Raw genomic sequence first — 16,144 nt, forward strand, 5'->3', positions numbered from 1 at the left:
CCACTTCACAGTTGCGATCGGGTTTTCCGTCTGTCCGCATGTGACCGATGGCCGGCTCGATCGCAATTCGTCGTCTGATCGGGAGCGATGCTCTTCGCTCGGTCGACCATGAGGGCTTCCGCCGCGGCATCGCTCTGAATTGCCGCCTGATCCAGCGCTTCTAACCAGCGTGTGACCATCAACGCGTGAGCATAGCTCGCGACCTTTCGTCTCCTCATTAACGGCCGATGCTTTCGCAATTTTATTGCGAGCTACGCGCCCCTCTTGCGGCTGTCGTGGCTGGGCTGCGATGACATTCGGCCCATGCCCTTGCGCCATCCAGTCCAACTAACGTCCGATCGAGCGAACCATCGGGACGCACGGGCTGGCACAAGAATCATCCTTCACCCATTCCCTCGCTCTGTACCCGGCTGTTAGCTTGATAGCCCCAACAACGACAGAGGAGTCCGGAGTGTCATATAACCAGGATTCGGATGGCGTGCGCGTCGTACTCAGTGCGCCACAACTGGCGGCGGTGCTAACGCGCCAATCGATCAGCCACAGCGAAATGCTTTCCAACCGGCTATGGGGCGGATTCCAACTTGTCGGCGGTCTGCTGGAAATGGTCGGGGCCGGCGCGCTGTGTGTGATGCCGGAGCCGACCATGGCAAGCAAGGCCGGATGCGTTGTATTCGGCGTACACGGCTCGGACACAGCAGCCGCTGGCTTGCGTCAGATCTGGACGGCGCGAGATACGGCGACGCTAACCCAGCAGGGCACGACGAAACTCGCCGAAGCGATGAATGCCAGTCCCGATATGGCGAACAATATCGGTCTGTGGCTCGATATGGTCGTGCCGTTTGGCTTTGCTGGTTCGATCAACGCTGTACGGACTTCGCAGATCGTGATGGGCCGGATCAGACTGATGGAGCACGAAGCAAAGGACGGTAGCCGGATCGGCGGGCATACAATCGAAAAGCATGTCGGGCGGACTGAGGCGCAATTGCGCGAGCGGCTACGCCTGGAACCAAAAAGAGACGTGGTATCGTCGTTTCGGGATTTACCGACGGCGGAATGGGCGATCTCCAATGTTATGGAATCCAACACACTGAAAATCAGGAATTGGGCTCAATCAAATCCGAGACATGTTTTAACTCTATTCCATAATGCTGGAAAAACTGTAGGTTATGGAATTAACCGAGAAACCGGGCAAGTAAAGGGTATGAGTATGGTTCAGGTTGTCTTGAAATATGAGAAATACAATGGAATGCCATATTACATTTTGACGTCTTATCTACTGAAATGATGAACGAAGAATCATATCCCCAGTTCTATGTCCTGTTCGGGGGATATCTCAACCAAGATAGCGATCTCTGGGGTGACACTCTGGAGCAGGTTGTATCGTGCTTCAAGGGAGACAGCTCTACAGAAGAAATTGCAGAGACGCTGCGCGAAATAGATAAATATAAAAGAGAAGCAGGCGAAAATCTTGACCAAAAGTTTTACGAAGATTATGGATTTAATTTCCATCCGAAATTGTGGGGATACACTACCGCATCCTTCTTTGACGAATTAAAACGTCTGCTGGGCGACTAATCTGCTTGCCGGCTGCAACGCTCACGGCGCAACAGCGCCATCCTGCAAACGGCCGCAAAACCGACAAAAAAACGGCGCCCACTCACGGGCGCCGCTTCATTCACCGGATCGGCCTACGAGAGCCGACCGTAGATCGCATTACTTCGCCGTCACCGCACCGGCCGACGTCCACTTCGGCTCCGGCATCTTTTCCGAACTCCTGGCCATCAGGCAGACCACGACCGCGGCAATCAGATCGAACACCGCCAGCACGACGAACAGCGGGCTATAGCCGATCTGCGTGACGAGCACACCGAACAGCGCGGTGAACGCCGCGGCGCCCAGATATCCAGCCATGCCGCCCATGCCCGTCGCTGTCGCGACCTCGTGCTTGCCGAACATGTCCGACGTGATCGCGTACAGTGCGCCCGACAACGTCTGGTGCGCGAAGCCGCCGACGCACAGCAGCGCCACCGCCATGTACGGACTCTCGACGAGACCGATGCACGCCGGCCCGATCATGAACAGCGCACCGACCACGAACACCATCTTGCGCGACGTGAACAGCGACACCTTCGCGTACTTGTGGAACAGCGGGCTCAGATAACCGCCGAGCACGCAGCCGATGTCGGCGGCGAGGAACGGCATCCACGCGAACATCGCGACTTCCTTCAGGTTCATGTGACGCTCGGTCATCATGTACAACGGAATCCACGCGTTGAACGTTTGCCAGGCCGGCTCGGACAGAATTCGCGGAATACCGATCGCCCAGAAATCGCGGCTCCCCAGCATCGCGCGCCAGTTGCGCTTCGGCGTGTTGATGTCATCGTGATGCTTCGCTTCCTGGCCGCTCAGAATGTAGTCGCGCTCCGCGTTGCCCAGCAGCTTCTGGTTGCGCGGATGCTTGTAGATGATCATCCACAGCACGCTCCATACGATACCCGCCGCGCCGACGATCACGAACGCGAGTTGCCAGCGGCCGTGAAACAGTGCCCACACGACGAGCGGCGGCGCAAGCAGCGCGCCAATCGACGAGCCAATGTTGAACCAGCCGATCGCAACCGACCTCTCTTTCGCCGGGAACCACTCGCTGGTCGCCTTCACGCCAGCCGGAATCCCGGCCGATTCGGCGAGACCCAGGATACCGCGGAACACTGCGAGGCTACGCCAGCCCGTCGCCCATGCGGCCGCCGCGCAAGCCACCGACCACGCCAGCGCGAACACCGCGAAGCCGACCTTGGTGCCGATCGTGTCGAGCACGAAACCGGCGACCGGCTGCATGAACGCATAGCAGAGCTGCCACGCCACGACCACGTGCGAATACTGCTCGGTCGTGATGTTCAGCTCCTTCATCATCGTCGGAGCCGCAACCGACAACGTGTTACGCGCCAGGTAATTGATGATCAGGCCGGCCGCGACCAGCGCGACCATCCACCAGCGAATACCCTTGATCTTCATTGCTGCTACTCCTCGTGATGCAATGCCCGTCAAACCGAACGGGACTTAAGCCTTGCGCGAATAGTCGATGCCGACGAAGCTACCGCCCTGGTAGCGCTGGCACAGCTCATCGAGCGGATTCGGGCGCGACAGGATGTCTTGCGCGTAGTCCTCGGCGTTCTGCTTCGGCTCGTAGCGAAGGCGCGCGGCGCCGCTGTTGTCCCACCAGCTACGCGTATTGGCCGACACGCCCCAGATGGTCAGGAAGCCGACGTCTTCCGCTTCGATGCAGCGCTCGAGGAAATGCATCAGGTCCTTGTGGCCGAACCAGGTGCTCAGATGGCGCTGCTCGGTCGGACGCTCGAGGCAGCTGCCGATCCGCACGCACACGCTTTCGATGCCGTGCTTGTCCCAGTACATGCGCGCGAGCGCTTCGCCCCACACCTTCGACAGGCCGTAGAAGCCGTCCGGGCGCAGTTCGCAGTCGAGGCTCAGATGCTCGGTGACCGGATACATGCCGATCGCGTGGTTCGAGCTCGCGAACACGATGCGCTTCACGCCGTTGCGGCGCGCGCCTTCGTAGACTTCGACGAGGCCGCGCAGGTTGTTCTCGATGATCTCGGGCAGCGGACGCTCGACGCTCGTGCCGGCGAAATGGATCAGCACGTCCACGCCGTTCAGCAGACGGTCGACCACCGCCGGATCGCGCAGGTCGCCGTTCATCACGTCTTCGCCGTCGACGAGCGGCGTCAGTACTTTGGAGCCCGCGGCCGAGCGCAGCGGCACGCCGCGCGCGACGAATTCAGCACGTACCACGGAGCCGAGCTGGCCGCCGGCGCCACTCAGGGCAATCTTCTTCATAGGGGTTCCTTTTACTGCGCCGCGCGCGAGGTCTTCAGAGAACAGACAGAGGATCTGAGCGGCCGGCGAAATCGCGCTGCGCGCGTCGCATAACACACTCAAGTTGTACGATAACGTACTATCGACGATGGACAAGCGGATTTCAACTCCGCATTTACCCTTAAATTACTGCGCGGCAGTTTCGTACCTCTTTAAAAAACAAAGGCATAGGAACGTCGCGTTCGTGCGACATCGTATAACTAGAAGTGTATTTTTGTTCCAGAAGTGGATTTACCCGACGCCAGCGGGCGCGTGGCGTCCGACGCGAGCGGCGTCCGTATGCCGCCCGCGCCCTCAACAGATCACATCGTTACGTTCGCTCAGGCGCCGATGAATTCGAGCAGATCGGCATTGACCTTGTCGGCCTCCACCGTGCACATGCCGTGCTGGCCGCCCGGATAAACCTTCAGCGTTGCATTCTTGACGATCTCCGCGGTGCGTCGGCCGGCTGCGTCGATCGGCACGATCTGGTCGTCGTCGCCGTGCAGCACCAGGGTCGGCACGTCGATCTTCTTCAGATCTTCGGTGTAGTCGACTTCGGAGAACTGCTCGATGCAGTCATATAGCCCCTTGATCGAACCGGCCATGCCCTGGCGCCAGAATGAATCGATCACGCCCTGCGACACCTTCGCGCCCTCCCGGTTGTAGCCGTAGAACGGCACGGCCAGATCCTTGAAGAACTGCGAGCGATCGTCCGCGACGCCCTTGCGGATGCCGTCGAACACGTCGATCGGCAGGCCGAGCGGATTATCGGCGGTCTTCAGCATCAGCGGCGGCACCGCGCCGATCAGCACAGCCTTCGCGACGCGCCCCGTGCCATGCCGGCCGATGTAATGCGCAACTTCGCCGCCGCCTGTCGAATGGCCGACCAGCGTCGCGTCCTGCAGATCGAGATGTTCGATCAGCGCGGCGAGATCGTCGGCGTAGGTGTCCATCTCGTTGCCGTCCCACGGCTGCTCCGAGCGGCCGTGACCGCGCCGGTCGTGCGCGATCACGCGAAAGCCCTTGCTGCCGAGAAACAGCATCTGCGCATCCCACGCATCGGCGGTCAGCGGCCAGCCGTGCGAAAACACGACCGGGCGGCCATGGCCCCAGTCCTTGTAGAAAATCGAGGTACCGTCTTTCGTCCTGATCGTGCTCATCTGCTGACTCCTTGTCGATGAAGTCTGCCGTCGCCGGCAGGTGGATGAAACGCAAGCTGCTCACGAAGCATGCGCGCGACGCATGACAGAACGCCGTGCGAATGCGGCAACGTGTAATGACCTATTGAGAAATTCCACCGCGAAATAACATCAACAACAAACGAATGGCGAACGAATAACGCGCAACGAATACTGAAGAGAAAAAGCTGAAACAGCCACGCGGCAGCGTGCATCGTAGAAGTAAAAAAATCGCCTGACCAGCACGCCCACCGACGAAGTCGCTTTGAATGGATCGATTGTCGGCTGGCGACAGACACCGCCCGCGACCTTGCCGCGCAAGGCTGCGCGAAACGCATTGCTGCAGCGCGGTCGATTGACGCAGCTCACGCGACGAGGCACACACGGCCACGTATCGGCCGCCAAAAGAAACTTGATACTCAACAATGGTTTGCCTCATCGATAAGCGTATTTCGCATAAAACAAGGCGGTTTTTTGACGCACATCGCATCGCAGCACTTTTTGTTTCGATCCCCTACTCTTGCGCCATCTGCCCAGCGCAGTGCGCACCGACATCGGTCGACGCGCGTAAGTCCGCTCACGCGGCCATCACGCACAACAGGATCATGAACTCCGCACTATCGGCATTCGATCTCGCGCGCATTCAATTCGCGTTCACCGTTTCTTTTCACATCGTTTTCCCCGCGCTCAGCATCGGTCTCGCCAGTTTCATCGCCGTTCTCGAATGGCGTTGGCTGAAAACCGGCAAGGCCTACTACAAAGATCTTTGTCTGTTCTGGTCGAAGATCTTCGCGGTGGCCTTCGGCATGGGCGTCGTCTCCGGCGTCGTGATGAGCTATCAGTTCGGCACCAACTGGTCGGGCTTCTCGAGTTTCGCCGGGCCGATCACCGGTCCGCTGCTGATGTACGAGGTGATGACCGCATTCTTTCTCGAAGCGGGCTTCCTCGGCATCATGCTGTTCGGCTGGCAGCGCGTGAGTCCGCGGGCGCACTTCGGCGCAACGCTGATGGTCGCGATCGGCACGCTGATCTCGACCTTCTGGATTCTCGCGTCCAATAGCTGGATGCAGACCCCGCAGGGCTTCGAGGTCGTCGACGGTCATGTCGTGCCGCTCGACTGGTTCAAGATCATCTTCAATCCGTCGTTCCCCTACCGGCTCGCGCATATGGCGCTCGCGGCGTTCATCGTCGCGGGGCTGGTGGTCGCGGCGGTCGGCGCGTGGCATCTGCTGCGCGGCCGGCGCGATCCCGCCGTCAAGAAGATGTTCTCGATGGCGCTGTGGCTGCTGTTGATCCTCACGCCGATCCAGGCATTCGTCGGCGATCAGCACGGCCTCAATACGCGCAAGTATCAGCCGGCGAAGATCGCGGCAATCGAAGGCTTGTGGGACACCGAAAAAGGCGGTACCGCGCTGAACCTGTTCGGCATCCCCGACATGAAGGCCGAAACCACGCGCTACGCGGTGTCGGTGCCGCACCTCGGCAGCCTGATCCTCACGCATAGCTGGGACGGCGAAATCCGCGGTCTGAAGGAATTTCCGCCTCAGGACCGGCCGGATTCGACCGTCGTGTTCTGGAGCTTCCGCATCATGGCCGGCCTCGGCGTGCTGATGATCGCGATGTCGATCGCGGCCTGGGTGCTGCGCCGGCGCGGGCGCCTGTTCGAAGCGAAGTGGTTCCAGCGGCTGTGCGTCGCGATGGGGCCGAGCGGCTTCATCACGCTGCTGGCCGGTTGGGTCACCACCGAAGCGGGCCGTCAACCGTGGGTCGTGTACGGCGTGATGCGCACGTCGCAGGCGGTGTCGCCGCTGACCACGCAGCAGGTCGGTCTGTCGTTGATGACGTTCGTGGCCGTCTACTTCCTCGTGTTCGGCACCGGCATCTACTACATGCTGAAGCTGATGCGCTCCGGTCCCGCGCTGCCTGGCGGCAAGGCGAACGACATGTCCCACGGCCTGCCGCAGCCGACGCCCGCGCAGACCGCGCGCCGCCCGCTGTCCGCCGCCGATCAGATGATCGACGCCGTCTAACCTACGCTTCGAGAGAAAGAAAAAATGGACGTAACCGTCGTATGGGCCGCGATCATCGCTCTGGGCCTTTTCATGTACGTGGTGCTGGACGGCTTCGACCTCGGCATCGGCATCGTCTTTCCGTTCTTCCCCGACGAAAAGGAACGCGACCTGATGATGAACACGGTCGCGCCAGTGTGGGACGGCAACGAAACCTGGCTCGTGCTCGGCGGCGCCGCGCTGTTCGCGGTGTTTCCGGTCGTCTACTCGACCGTGCTGTCGGCGCTCTATCTGCCTCTGGTGTTCATGCTCGTGTGCCTGATCTTTCGCGGCGTGTCGTTCGAGATCCGCGCGAAGTCGCGTCGCACGAGGCATCTGTGGGATCTCGCGTTCATCGGCGGCTCGGCGGGCGCGGCGTTCTTCCAGGGCATCGTGCTCGGCGCGTTCCTGCAAGGCATTCCGGTCGCCCATGGCGCCTATGCCGGCGACGCGTTCGGCTGGCTCACGCCGTTCAGCCTGTTGACGGGCCTCGGACTCGTCGCGACCTACGCGCTGCTCGGCTGCTGCTGGCTCGTCGCGAAGACCGAGGGCGATCTGCAGCGAAGGCTGCATCGCGTGGTCTGGCCGCTGACGCTGGTGCTGCTCGGCTTCATCGCGCTCGTGAGCCTGTGGACGCCGCTGATGGATGCGGGCATCGCGCAACGCTGGTTCCGTGACGGGATCTTCTACCGTCTGCTGCCGGTGCCGTTCCTCGTCGCGATCTGCGCGTTCTTCATGCATCGCGCGGTGCGCGCGCGCCATCACAACACGCCGTTCGTGCTCGCGCTGGCGCTCGTGCTGCTCGGCTATCTCGGGCTGCTCGTGAGTCTGTGGCCGTATGCGATTCCGTCGAGCATCACGCTATGGGAAGCCGCCGCGCCACGCTCGAGCCAGACGTTCACGTTGGCCGGCGCGGCGGTGATCCTGCCGATCATCGTCGCCTATACGACGATGGGTTACTGGGTCTTTCGAGGCAAGGTGCGTCATGGCGACCAACATCACTATCACTGAAACGCGAGGTGCCAGTGCGTCGGCTCCCACCGCCACTGCCGCAACGCCCAGCCGCAAACTGCCGGGCTGGCTCTGGTTCATCGTGCTATGGTGCTTCGGCGTGACCGCGGCGATGTCGCTCGGCTTCGCCTTCAGGCTTCTGATGAATGCGACGCTGTTCGCGGTCAGATAGCGGCGCGCGAGCCCGTGTCGATCCGGCGGGCATAACCTTCCGGATCGTGCGCGTCAGCGCTTCAAAAACGGGGCGCGCGGCTCGTCTACGTAGCAAGCCGGAACCTATGCGCGGGAGACCTGCCTTAACATCACGAAGCGCATCGAACGATTCCGGCAGCCGGCCACGCGCGTCGCAGCGCAACTGCGCAGCCTGCAACTGCGGCATGTGCAACGGCGGCAGCCCTCAACGGACAGGCTCGACTCGCGGAGACATCATGAAGTTTCTTGTAGCCGACGACCATGAACTGATCCGGCAAGGCGTCAAAGGCATGCTGCGCGGCTTCGATCCCGACGCCCAGTTCGACGAAGCCGACAGCTGGGAAACCCTTGCGAGCGCCGCGCGCCCCGACGCGAATCACGATCTGGCGATCGTCGATCTGCATATGCCGGGCATGAGCGGCGCGACGTCGCTCGAAACGCTGCTGAAGGCGAATCCGGCGCTGCCGGTCGTGGTGCTGTCCGCCGAGGAATCGCCCGACGAGATGCGCGCGGTGCTCGCGGCCGGCGCGCTCGGCTTCGTCCCCAAGCGCCAGCCCGCCAGCGTGATGCTGAAGGCGATCGAGCTGGTGCTGTCCGGCGGTGCCTATGTGCCGATGGAGGCGCTGAGTCTGCTCGGCTCGCGCGAGACGCGGGCGGGCACCGATGCGGATGGATCGGCACGTGTGCCGGCCCCGGGCGCCGCCGCGCAAGCCGTCCGCGGGCCGGGCCCCGGCACCGTCCCGCAGCTCGAACCGGTCACGCAGGTACCGTCGCTGCAGCCGCATCAGCTGCATCTGCTGGAGAACCTGTCACCACGTCAGCAGGACATCATGCGGCTCGTGCATCGCGGCTGGACCAACAAGATGATCGCGCGCGATCTCGGCGTCGCCGAAGGCACGGTGAAGGTGCATCTGTCGGTGATCTTTCGGGCGCTTGGTGTGCATAACCGGTCGACGGCGATCGCCGTAATCAATGGATGGCTGGAGGCCGGGAAGACGTTGTAGCGCTTTGTGCTGCGCCGCAAGCCCAACCCGTCTTGGTTTCCCGCCTCTAAGGCTGCGTTTCGCTTTGCGCGCCTGAGCCCGCTTCGGCTTGCGGCGAGCCGGCCGCGGCGGACGACGGCGCTGGGTCGTCCGCCGCTGCGCCCCCCAACACCACTGCACCCGCCGGCCGCCCCTGATCGAGCTCCGCCTGCTGCCACAGCATTTCCAGCGTGCGCCGCAACCGCGCCGGCGTCACCGGCTTGTGCAGCACCGGAATCCCCTGCAACGCGAGCGCCGTCAGCTCCGCCGACGCCATATCGCCGGTGATCAGCAGCGTCACCGCATTGCCGTGCCCCTCCCGCGCAAGCACGCCCCGTATCGCGCTCAGCGCCTGCGCGCCGGTGCGGTGATGGGCGAGCTGGTAGTCGCACAGCACCGCGTCGGGCACGAAGCCGTCCGCGAGCGCGGCGAGCGCGCCGGCTTCGTCGCGCGCGCCGCGCACGTCGCAGCCCCAGCGCTCGAGCAGACTCGCGAGGCCTTCGAGTATCGACGGCTCGTCGTCGATGCACAGCACGCGCCGCCCCTGCGCGGCCGGGCCGCCCGCGACCGAATCGTTCAGACTCGCGACGATGCCGCTCGCGTCACCCGCCTGCACCGCAAAGCGGAACACCGAGCCGCGCCCCGGCGCCGAGCGCAGCTGCAACTCGCCGCCGAGCAGGCCGACGAGCCGCCTGACGGTCGGCAGCCCGAGCCCATGCCCCTGACGCGCGTCGCGCTGCGGATTCTCGACCTGGTAAAACTCCTCGAAGATGCGCTCGTGCTCTTGCGGCGCCACGCCGACGCCCGAATCGCGCACCTCTATATAGCCGCCCTTCTGTCGCCCCGCGCGCCGGAAGCCGAGCCAGATCGCGCCTTGCTCCGTATAACGCACCGCGTTCGACAGCAGATTGCTCAACACGCGTTCGAGCAGCACCGGATCGTCGTAGACGACCATCGTCGTAGGCGCGATGCGCAGCGCGAGCCCCTTCGCCGCGGCCTGCGGACGATACTGGCTACCGACCCGTTCGAACAGCTCGGAGAGCCGGAAGTGCAACCGGATCACCTGGGTCACGCCGCTTTCGAGCCGGGCCAGATCGAGCACCTGGTTGAACAGCTGATTGAGCGCCTCGACGTTATAGACGATGTGCCCGGCCGTCTTCGCGTGTTGCGCGGGTGTCGCCGCCGGATCGTTCAGAGATGCCGCAAGCAGGCCGATCGCATGCAGCGGCTGACGCAGATCGTGGCTTGCCGCCGCGAAAAAGCGCGTCTTCGCGAGACTCGCTTCTTCGGCGACGCGCTTTTGCGCGGCCAGCGATTCCGCGAGGTATTGCTGATCGACACGCGCCTGCACGACCTGGCGAAACAGCTTGCGATAGCTCATCGCGTAGACGTTGATCGCGCAGAAGAAGAACGCGAGCACGATCGCGAGAATCGTGCGATCGAACGTATGCGAGCCGAAATGCAGCACGATCGACGGCAGCAGCAGAAACGGAATCGAGGTCGAAAAATTGAGGAGATCGAATCCATTCGACATGAACACGCCGGCCGCGAGCGTCACCAGCAGTACGGTATGCAATAACGGCAGATCGGTTTGCGGACTCTGGAACGCGAACCACACCGCGAAGCCCGGCCCGCTATAGAGGAGCACACCGCGCAGCGCGTGCAGATAGATCCAGTCGCGCGGCGAGACGAGCTGCGGATAACGGCGATTGCAAATCCACAGCGCCAGGCCCGCGCAATTGGCGAGCGCATAAAAAACGAAGCACGCGATAAACAGCGGCGGGGCCGGCACATGCGGCCAGTAGATCGCCACCAGTACCGCGATCGAAAACCAGTGCGAAAAGAACGCGATCGGATCCTGCGCGTAGAGCACGCGCACGAGGTCTTCGTCGATGGCACGCTGGATCGGGTCGGCCCGCATGGGGCGGTCTCCTCTGTCGATCGGCGTGAGCGCTTTAGCGCTTACGCCGATCCCACGCAGCTTTATCGCGCGGGCATGGCAACTTCGTTGAGACGAAACACTGACGAAGCGGCGGCGCTCCGGCACTTCGTGGCAACCGCGGGTCGAATCGGGCGACCGAACGCGCCGCCCGCGCGGTCTATTCTACGGCGAATGCCCGCTCTTCAGACGAATCGTCAGCAATCCATCAGAAGGTTTACCCGGCAGTTTACCCATCGGCTAACACTTAATCCATATAGGCGACGGCCTTGCCGCGAACCATACTGCATTCACGTTTCAGCGCGGCATTTCAGCCACCTTCCCTCGACTCGCGGCCCACGCGCCGCGGCTCGCCGCGCTCCCTGCCAACCGACGGAGGTTTTCCATGGGCGCAGTCCCGAGCTACGAGTTCGCCCGCCAACTCGACGACGCGATCCTCCCCGATCTGTGGCGCAGACGCACCCGGCTCTCAGCGGACGAAATGGTGTCGATGGTCGAACTGGTCAAGCGCGCGTTGCGGACCTACCACCCGCTCGAATTGCAGGCGCTCGCCGAGGACAAGGAAGAACTGGTCGCTCAGTTCATCTACGCGAAGGTGTTGCGCCTCGCGCCCGGCCACACCGAAACGAACGCGCGCGCCGACAGCGCACCGTCCAACAGCTACGCGGTATGCGCGTATTTCCGCCGCTATCTGATCGACTGCCTGCGCAGCGCGTGCCATCAGCGCAATGTGTCGATGGAGACCGAGGGCGTCGCGCAGGAAATCGATCTGCACGCGCACGCGCTCGAAGACCCGGTGGAAAGCGTGCTGCTGCAATACGGCCTCGACGAACAGCGCGTGCGGCGCGCGGCGCGCGAGTTCATCGAAGGGCTCGACGAACCCGAGCGGATCGTGCTGGCCGGCAGCCTCGGCTGGTGCTCGGAAGGCAAAGGCGGGCTTTCGGCGGTCGCGGCTCGGCATCGGGTGCCCTCTTATCACTATCGCGCCGTCAAACTCGGCGTCACCATGAAAAAGACGGCCGGCGCCGAGGAATTTTCCAACACCAAGCTCGGCCGCTGGCTCACCGACGCGCTCGGCATCGAGATCGACGTCGACAATCGCGCGGCGATTCTGGTTGCGCTGAATCTGCTCGCGGCGGAATCGAGCGATAGCGAATTCTATGAAGTGGCCGCGTAATAGTTCGGATAACCAACAGGCCACATAAGAAGCGCGATGAGTGCGCATGCCCGTACGGCCGGGTACACCCGGCAACGGCCGGCCGGGCGTGCCGCCCTGAACGTCGCACGCTACGACTTCGGCGCGCCCTCCACGGCGCGCTTTTTTTGCGCCGATATTCCGCCTACGATAAAAAAGCTCCCGCAGCACGCCGTCTTTGTTCCGAAGCCGAGCTTCCGTTCCCCGCATCCGATTCCAGACGAGGTGGTCCTGATGAACCGCTTATCGAGCGCGCCGATGGCGCTGCAACGGCATTACGAGGTGGTCGTGATCGGCTCGGGCTACGGCGGCGCGATTGCCGCGAGCCGCATGGCGCGCGCGGGCCGTCGCGTGTGCGTGCTCGAGCGCGGCCGCGAATTCATGGCCGGCGAGTATCCGCGCACGCCCGTGCAGGGCGTCGAGCAGATCCAGTACAACACGGCCGAGGCGCAGATCGGTTCGCCGCTCGCGCTGATCGAAGTGCACGTGAACGAAGACGTCAACGCGGTGGTGGGCTGTGGGCTCGGCGGGACGTCGCTGATCAATGCGAACGTCGCGCTCGAGGCCGATCCCCGCCTGTGGGACGACCCGCGCTGGCCGGCCGCGCTGCGCGCCGACCAAGCCGGACGCGACGACGGCTATGCGCTCGCCCGGAAAATGCTGTCACCGTCGCCGGTGCCCGACGATTTCCCGCCGCTGCCGAAGCTGCAAGCGCTCGAAAAATCGGCGCAGGCGCTCGGCATGGCCGACCGCTTCAGCCGTCCGCCGATCACGGTCACGTTCAAGGACGGCCCGAACGCGGCGGGCGTCGAGCAGCAGCGCTGCGTCGGTTGCGGCGATTGCAACTCCGGTTGCAACTACGACGCGAAGAATTCGACCCACATGAACTATCTGCCCGACGCGGTCGCCCACGGCGCGCAGATTTTCACCGGCACGGCCGTGCATTCGGTGCTACGCGATCCCGACACGCAGCAATGGAAGGTCAACTTCCAGCTCGTGAAGCTCGGCCGCGAAAGCTACGACGCGCCCGATCTGTTCGTGCTGGCCGACATCGTCATCGTCGCGGCGGGCACGATCGGCTCGACCGCGCTGCTGCTGCGCTCGCGCGACGCGGGCTTGAGCATGTCGGAGATGCTCGGCCAGCATTTCACCGGCAACGGCGACGTGCTCGCCTTCGCGTACAACACCAGGGACACGATCAACGGCGTCGGCTGGGGCGAGCACAAGCCGGGGCAGATTCCGCCGGTCGGGCCGACCATCACCGGCCTGATCGACAATCGCGCCGACGAGAAAAACGTCAAGGATGGCTATGTGATCGAGGAAGGCTCGCTGGCCGGTGCGGTCGGCGAGGCGCTCGTCGGCATGCTCGGCGCGCTCGCGCCGCTCGAAGGCGTGGATGCGGCTGGGGCCCCGTCGCTGCTCGAGCGTATGAGTTATGACGCGCGTGCGCTCGAAAGCCTGATCCGCGGCCCGTACCACGGTGCGCTGAATCACACGCAAAGCTACCTCGTGATGGCGCACGACGACGAAAGCGGCCGCATCACGGTCGGCGACAAAGGCCGTGCGCGCATCGAATGGAAAAACGCGGGACGCCAGCCGATCTTCCAGCGCATCGAGAACGTGCTGATCGAGGCGACCAAACCGCTCGGCGGCAAATATCTGCGCAACCCGATTTCGACGAAGATCGCCGGCCGGCGCACCGTCACCGTGCATCCGCTCGGCGGCTGCGGCATGGGCGAGGACGCCGCGCATGGCGTGGTCGATCATCTGGGCCACGTGTTCAGCGGCACGGCCGGCGTCGCGGTGCACGACGGCCTCTACGTGATGGACGGCGCGGTGATGCCGATGTCGCTCGGCGTCAATCCGCTCCTCACCATCTCCGCGCTCGCAGAGCGCAATTGCGCGCGGCTGGCCAAAGCGCGCGACTGGTCGATCGACTACATGTCGAAGGGCAGCGCCGCCGCGCCGCCCGCACAGAAGATCGGCCTGCGCTTCACCGAGACGATGGTCGGCACCTACACGCCCAGCGTGGCGGGCGAAGCCGCGAAGAGCCCGATCGAATTCACGCTGACGGTCGAGTCCGACGATCTCGCCGACATGCTGAGCAACCCGAATCACCTCGCGCGCACCGCCGGCACACTGACCTGCCCCGCCCTGTCCGCCCAACCGCTGACGATCAGCGACGGCACCTTCAACCTGTTCGTCGTCGACGAATCCGAGGTCGACGAACGCAACATGAACTACCGGATGACGCTCGACGCGGTCGAAGGCAACACCTGGTATCTGACCGGCAAGAAGATCATCACGCGCACGTCGCCGATCAACCTGTGGGAGCAGACCAACACGCTGTATGCGGAGATTCGCGCCGCGGCGCAGGACGATGCGCCCGTCGTCGGCACCGCGACGCTGATCATCACGCCCGAAAACTTCCTGAAGCAGCAGCGCACGCTCGAAGTCACACACGCGCCCGACCTGAAGACGCGCCTCGAATGGACGCTGAAATTCGGCAAGTTCTTCGCGGGCGTGCTGTTCACCGAATACGGCGGCGTGGCCGCGCCGCTGCAGTTCTACGATCCATACATACCGCCGCGCGCGAAACGCACGCTGCGCGCGCCGGCGCCGCAGGTCACGTACTTCGACACACCCGACCGCACGCGGCTCAAGCTCACGCGCTACTGCGATCCGGCCGCGGGCAAAGCCGCGAAGCCGATCCTGCTGATCCACGGCTCGGGCGTATCGAGCCGCATCTTCTCGACCGATCTGATACCGACCAACCTCGTCGAATATCTGTACGCGTCGGGCTACGACGTGTGGCTCGTCGATCTGCGCGTCAGCATCGAACTGCCGAGCGTGCTCGTGCCGACCAACGTCGACAAAGTCGCGCGCGAGGACATTCCCGCCGCCGTCGCGAAGATTCGCGAAGTGACCGGCGCGCCGAACATTCAGGTACTCGGCCACTGCCTGGGCGGCCTCGCGCTCAGCATGTCGCTTCTCCATGGACTCGACGGCGTGCGCTCGGCGGTGATTTCGCAGGTGTCCGCGCATCCGGTGCCGGGCACGTTGCAACGGATCAAGGCCGGCTTGCATATTCCCGACCTGATGCAGCATCTGCGCATACGCGACCTCACCGCCTATACGCAGGAAGATTCGTGGCCCGCGAACCTGTTCGACGAAGCGCTGCGTCTCTATCCGCTCGATCACGGCGAGGGCTGCGGCAATCCGATCTGTCATCGCGCGACGTTCCTGTATGGCCTGCTCTACGAGCACGACAAGCTGAACGAGGCGCTGCATGCGAACCTGCAGGAACTGTTCGGCATTCACGACATGGCCGTGTTCCAGCATCTGGCCACGATGGTGCGCGCGGGCCAGGTCGTCGATGCGCGCGGCGACGACGTGTATCTGACCGGCGCGGACGGCATGAAAGGACTCGAGGGCATGCGTTTGCCGATCAGCTTCATTCACGGCGAGAAGAACGAAACCTATCTGCCGGTCAGCACCGCGCGCACTTACGACCTGCTGCGCGAGCGCTTCCCCGAGCAGCCGTACGAGCGGCATCTGATTCCGGGGTATGGGCATATCGACTGCATCTTCGGCAAGAACGCGGCGGTCGATGTTTATCCGTTGATCGTCGGCTATCTAAATGCGCATTGACGGCGGAGCATGGCCGATGCGCCACGCGTCATCTG

General features: G+C 63.4%; 12 protein-coding genes and 1 pseudogene. 8 read left to right on the plus strand and 5 right to left on the minus strand.

Annotated elements, in window-relative coordinates; all coding sequences use genetic code 11:
- Positions 1–10: 10 nt before the first annotated feature.
- Positions 11–180 (minus strand): annotated as a pseudogene (locus HDG37_RS39370) (IS5/IS1182 family transposase); the annotation flags it as partial.
- Positions 181–451: 271 nt separating this feature from the next.
- Here HDG37_RS39370 and HDG37_RS18190 point away from each other — a divergent pair.
- Both HDG37_RS18190 and HDG37_RS18195 read left to right on the plus strand, forming a co-directional pair.
- On the plus strand, positions 452–1,285 hold the full coding sequence (locus HDG37_RS18190) for an RNase A-like domain-containing protein (protein ID WP_184050006.1): 834 nt from the start codon (positions 452–454) through the stop codon (positions 1,283–1,285).
- Positions 1,282–1,575 (plus strand): contact-dependent growth inhibition system immunity protein, encoded by a 294-nt coding sequence (locus HDG37_RS18195; protein ID WP_184050008.1) that lies wholly within the window; start codon positions 1,282–1,284, stop codon positions 1,573–1,575. Before HDG37_RS18190 ends, HDG37_RS18195 begins: the two co-directional genes overlap by 4 nt.
- A gap of 138 nt (positions 1,576–1,713) precedes the next feature.
- Here the strand turns inward: HDG37_RS18195 and HDG37_RS18200 are convergent, their stop codons facing one another.
- The 3 genes from HDG37_RS18200 to HDG37_RS18210 all read right to left on the minus strand — a co-directional run bounded on the left by HDG37_RS18200 (position 1,714) and on the right by HDG37_RS18210 (position 5,033).
- Positions 1,714–3,012, minus strand: a complete 1,299-nt coding sequence (locus tag HDG37_RS18200) for an MFS transporter (RefSeq protein WP_184050010.1) — start codon at positions 3,010–3,012, stop codon at positions 1,714–1,716.
- A 45-nt stretch (positions 3,013–3,057) separates the two neighbouring features.
- On the minus strand, positions 3,058–3,852 hold the full coding sequence (locus tag HDG37_RS18205) for an NAD(P)-dependent oxidoreductase (RefSeq protein ID WP_184050012.1): 795 nt from the start codon (positions 3,850–3,852) through the stop codon (positions 3,058–3,060).
- Positions 3,853–4,211: 359 nt separating this feature from the next.
- A complete protein-coding gene (locus HDG37_RS18210) occupies positions 4,212–5,033 on the minus strand; it encodes an alpha/beta fold hydrolase (RefSeq protein ID WP_018420811.1) in 822 nt (273 codons plus the stop codon).
- A gap of 623 nt (positions 5,034–5,656) precedes the next feature.
- Between HDG37_RS18210 and HDG37_RS18215 the strand changes: the two genes are divergently transcribed.
- From HDG37_RS18215 to HDG37_RS18230, 4 genes are all read left to right on the plus strand, one after another.
- Positions 5,657–7,081, plus strand: a complete 1,425-nt coding sequence (locus HDG37_RS18215; RefSeq protein WP_184050014.1) for a cytochrome ubiquinol oxidase subunit I — start codon at positions 5,657–5,659, stop codon at positions 7,079–7,081.
- A 24-nt stretch (positions 7,082–7,105) separates the two neighbouring features.
- Complete coding sequence (cydB, locus tag HDG37_RS18220; protein WP_184038592.1) at positions 7,106–8,110, plus strand: cytochrome d ubiquinol oxidase subunit II; 1,005 nt, start codon at positions 7,106–7,108, stop codon at positions 8,108–8,110.
- A complete protein-coding gene (locus HDG37_RS18225) occupies positions 8,085–8,282 on the plus strand; it encodes a hypothetical protein (RefSeq protein WP_184050120.1) in 198 nt (65 codons plus the stop codon). Before cydB ends, HDG37_RS18225 begins: the two co-directional genes overlap by 26 nt.
- A gap of 256 nt (positions 8,283–8,538) precedes the next feature.
- Positions 8,539–9,306: a response regulator transcription factor gene (locus HDG37_RS18230; RefSeq protein WP_184050016.1), complete on the plus strand. Its 768-nt coding sequence runs from the start codon at positions 8,539–8,541 to the stop codon at positions 9,304–9,306.
- Between the two features lie 46 nt (positions 9,307–9,352).
- Here HDG37_RS18230 and HDG37_RS18235 read toward each other — a convergent pair whose 3' ends face one another.
- Entirely contained in the window at positions 9,353–11,245 is a 1,893-nt protein-coding gene (locus HDG37_RS18235) for a hybrid sensor histidine kinase/response regulator (RefSeq protein ID WP_184050017.1), read from the minus strand.
- 403 nt (positions 11,246–11,648) lie between these two features.
- On the opposite strand from HDG37_RS18235, the gene HDG37_RS18240 reads away from it, so the two are divergent.
- Positions 11,649–12,440: a hypothetical protein gene (locus HDG37_RS18240; RefSeq protein WP_184050019.1), complete on the plus strand. Its 792-nt coding sequence runs from the start codon at positions 11,649–11,651 to the stop codon at positions 12,438–12,440.
- Between the two features lie 252 nt (positions 12,441–12,692).
- Entirely contained in the window at positions 12,693–16,109 is a 3,417-nt protein-coding gene (locus HDG37_RS18245) for an alpha/beta fold hydrolase (RefSeq protein WP_184050021.1), read from the plus strand.
- The last annotated feature ends 35 nt before the right edge of the window (positions 16,110–16,144 follow it).

It is taken from the genome of Paraburkholderia sp. MM5384-R2 (assembly GCF_014201025.1).
Taxonomy (GTDB): Bacteria; Pseudomonadota; Gammaproteobacteria; order Burkholderiales; family Burkholderiaceae; genus Paraburkholderia; species Paraburkholderia tuberum.

Coding starts and splice junctions, on each gene's coding strand:
- HDG37_RS18210 (WP_018420811.1), bottom strand. CDS start 5,033: ATGAGCACGATCAGGACGAAAGACGGTACCTCGATTTTCTACAAGGAC.
- HDG37_RS18235 (WP_184050017.1), bottom strand. CDS start 11,245: ATGCGGGCCGACCCGATCCAGCGTGCCATCGACGAAGACCTCGTGCGC.
- HDG37_RS18230 (WP_184050016.1), top strand. CDS start 8,539: ATGAAGTTTCTTGTAGCCGACGACCATGAACTGATCCGGCAAGGCGTC.
- cydB (WP_184038592.1), top strand. CDS start 7,106: ATGGACGTAACCGTCGTATGGGCCGCGATCATCGCTCTGGGCCTTTTC.
- HDG37_RS18240 (WP_184050019.1), top strand. CDS start 11,649: ATGGGCGCAGTCCCGAGCTACGAGTTCGCCCGCCAACTCGACGACGCG.
- HDG37_RS18245 (WP_184050021.1), top strand. CDS start 12,693: ATGAACCGCTTATCGAGCGCGCCGATGGCGCTGCAACGGCATTACGAG.
- HDG37_RS18215 (WP_184050014.1), top strand. CDS start 5,657: ATGAACTCCGCACTATCGGCATTCGATCTCGCGCGCATTCAATTCGCG.
- HDG37_RS18195 (WP_184050008.1), top strand. CDS start 1,282: ATGATGAACGAAGAATCATATCCCCAGTTCTATGTCCTGTTCGGGGGA.
- HDG37_RS18200 (WP_184050010.1), bottom strand. CDS start 3,012: ATGAAGATCAAGGGTATTCGCTGGTGGATGGTCGCGCTGGTCGCGGCC.
- HDG37_RS18205 (WP_184050012.1), bottom strand. CDS start 3,852: ATGAAGAAGATTGCCCTGAGTGGCGCCGGCGGCCAGCTCGGCTCCGTG.
- HDG37_RS18225 (WP_184050120.1), top strand. CDS start 8,085: ATGGCGACCAACATCACTATCACTGAAACGCGAGGTGCCAGTGCGTCG.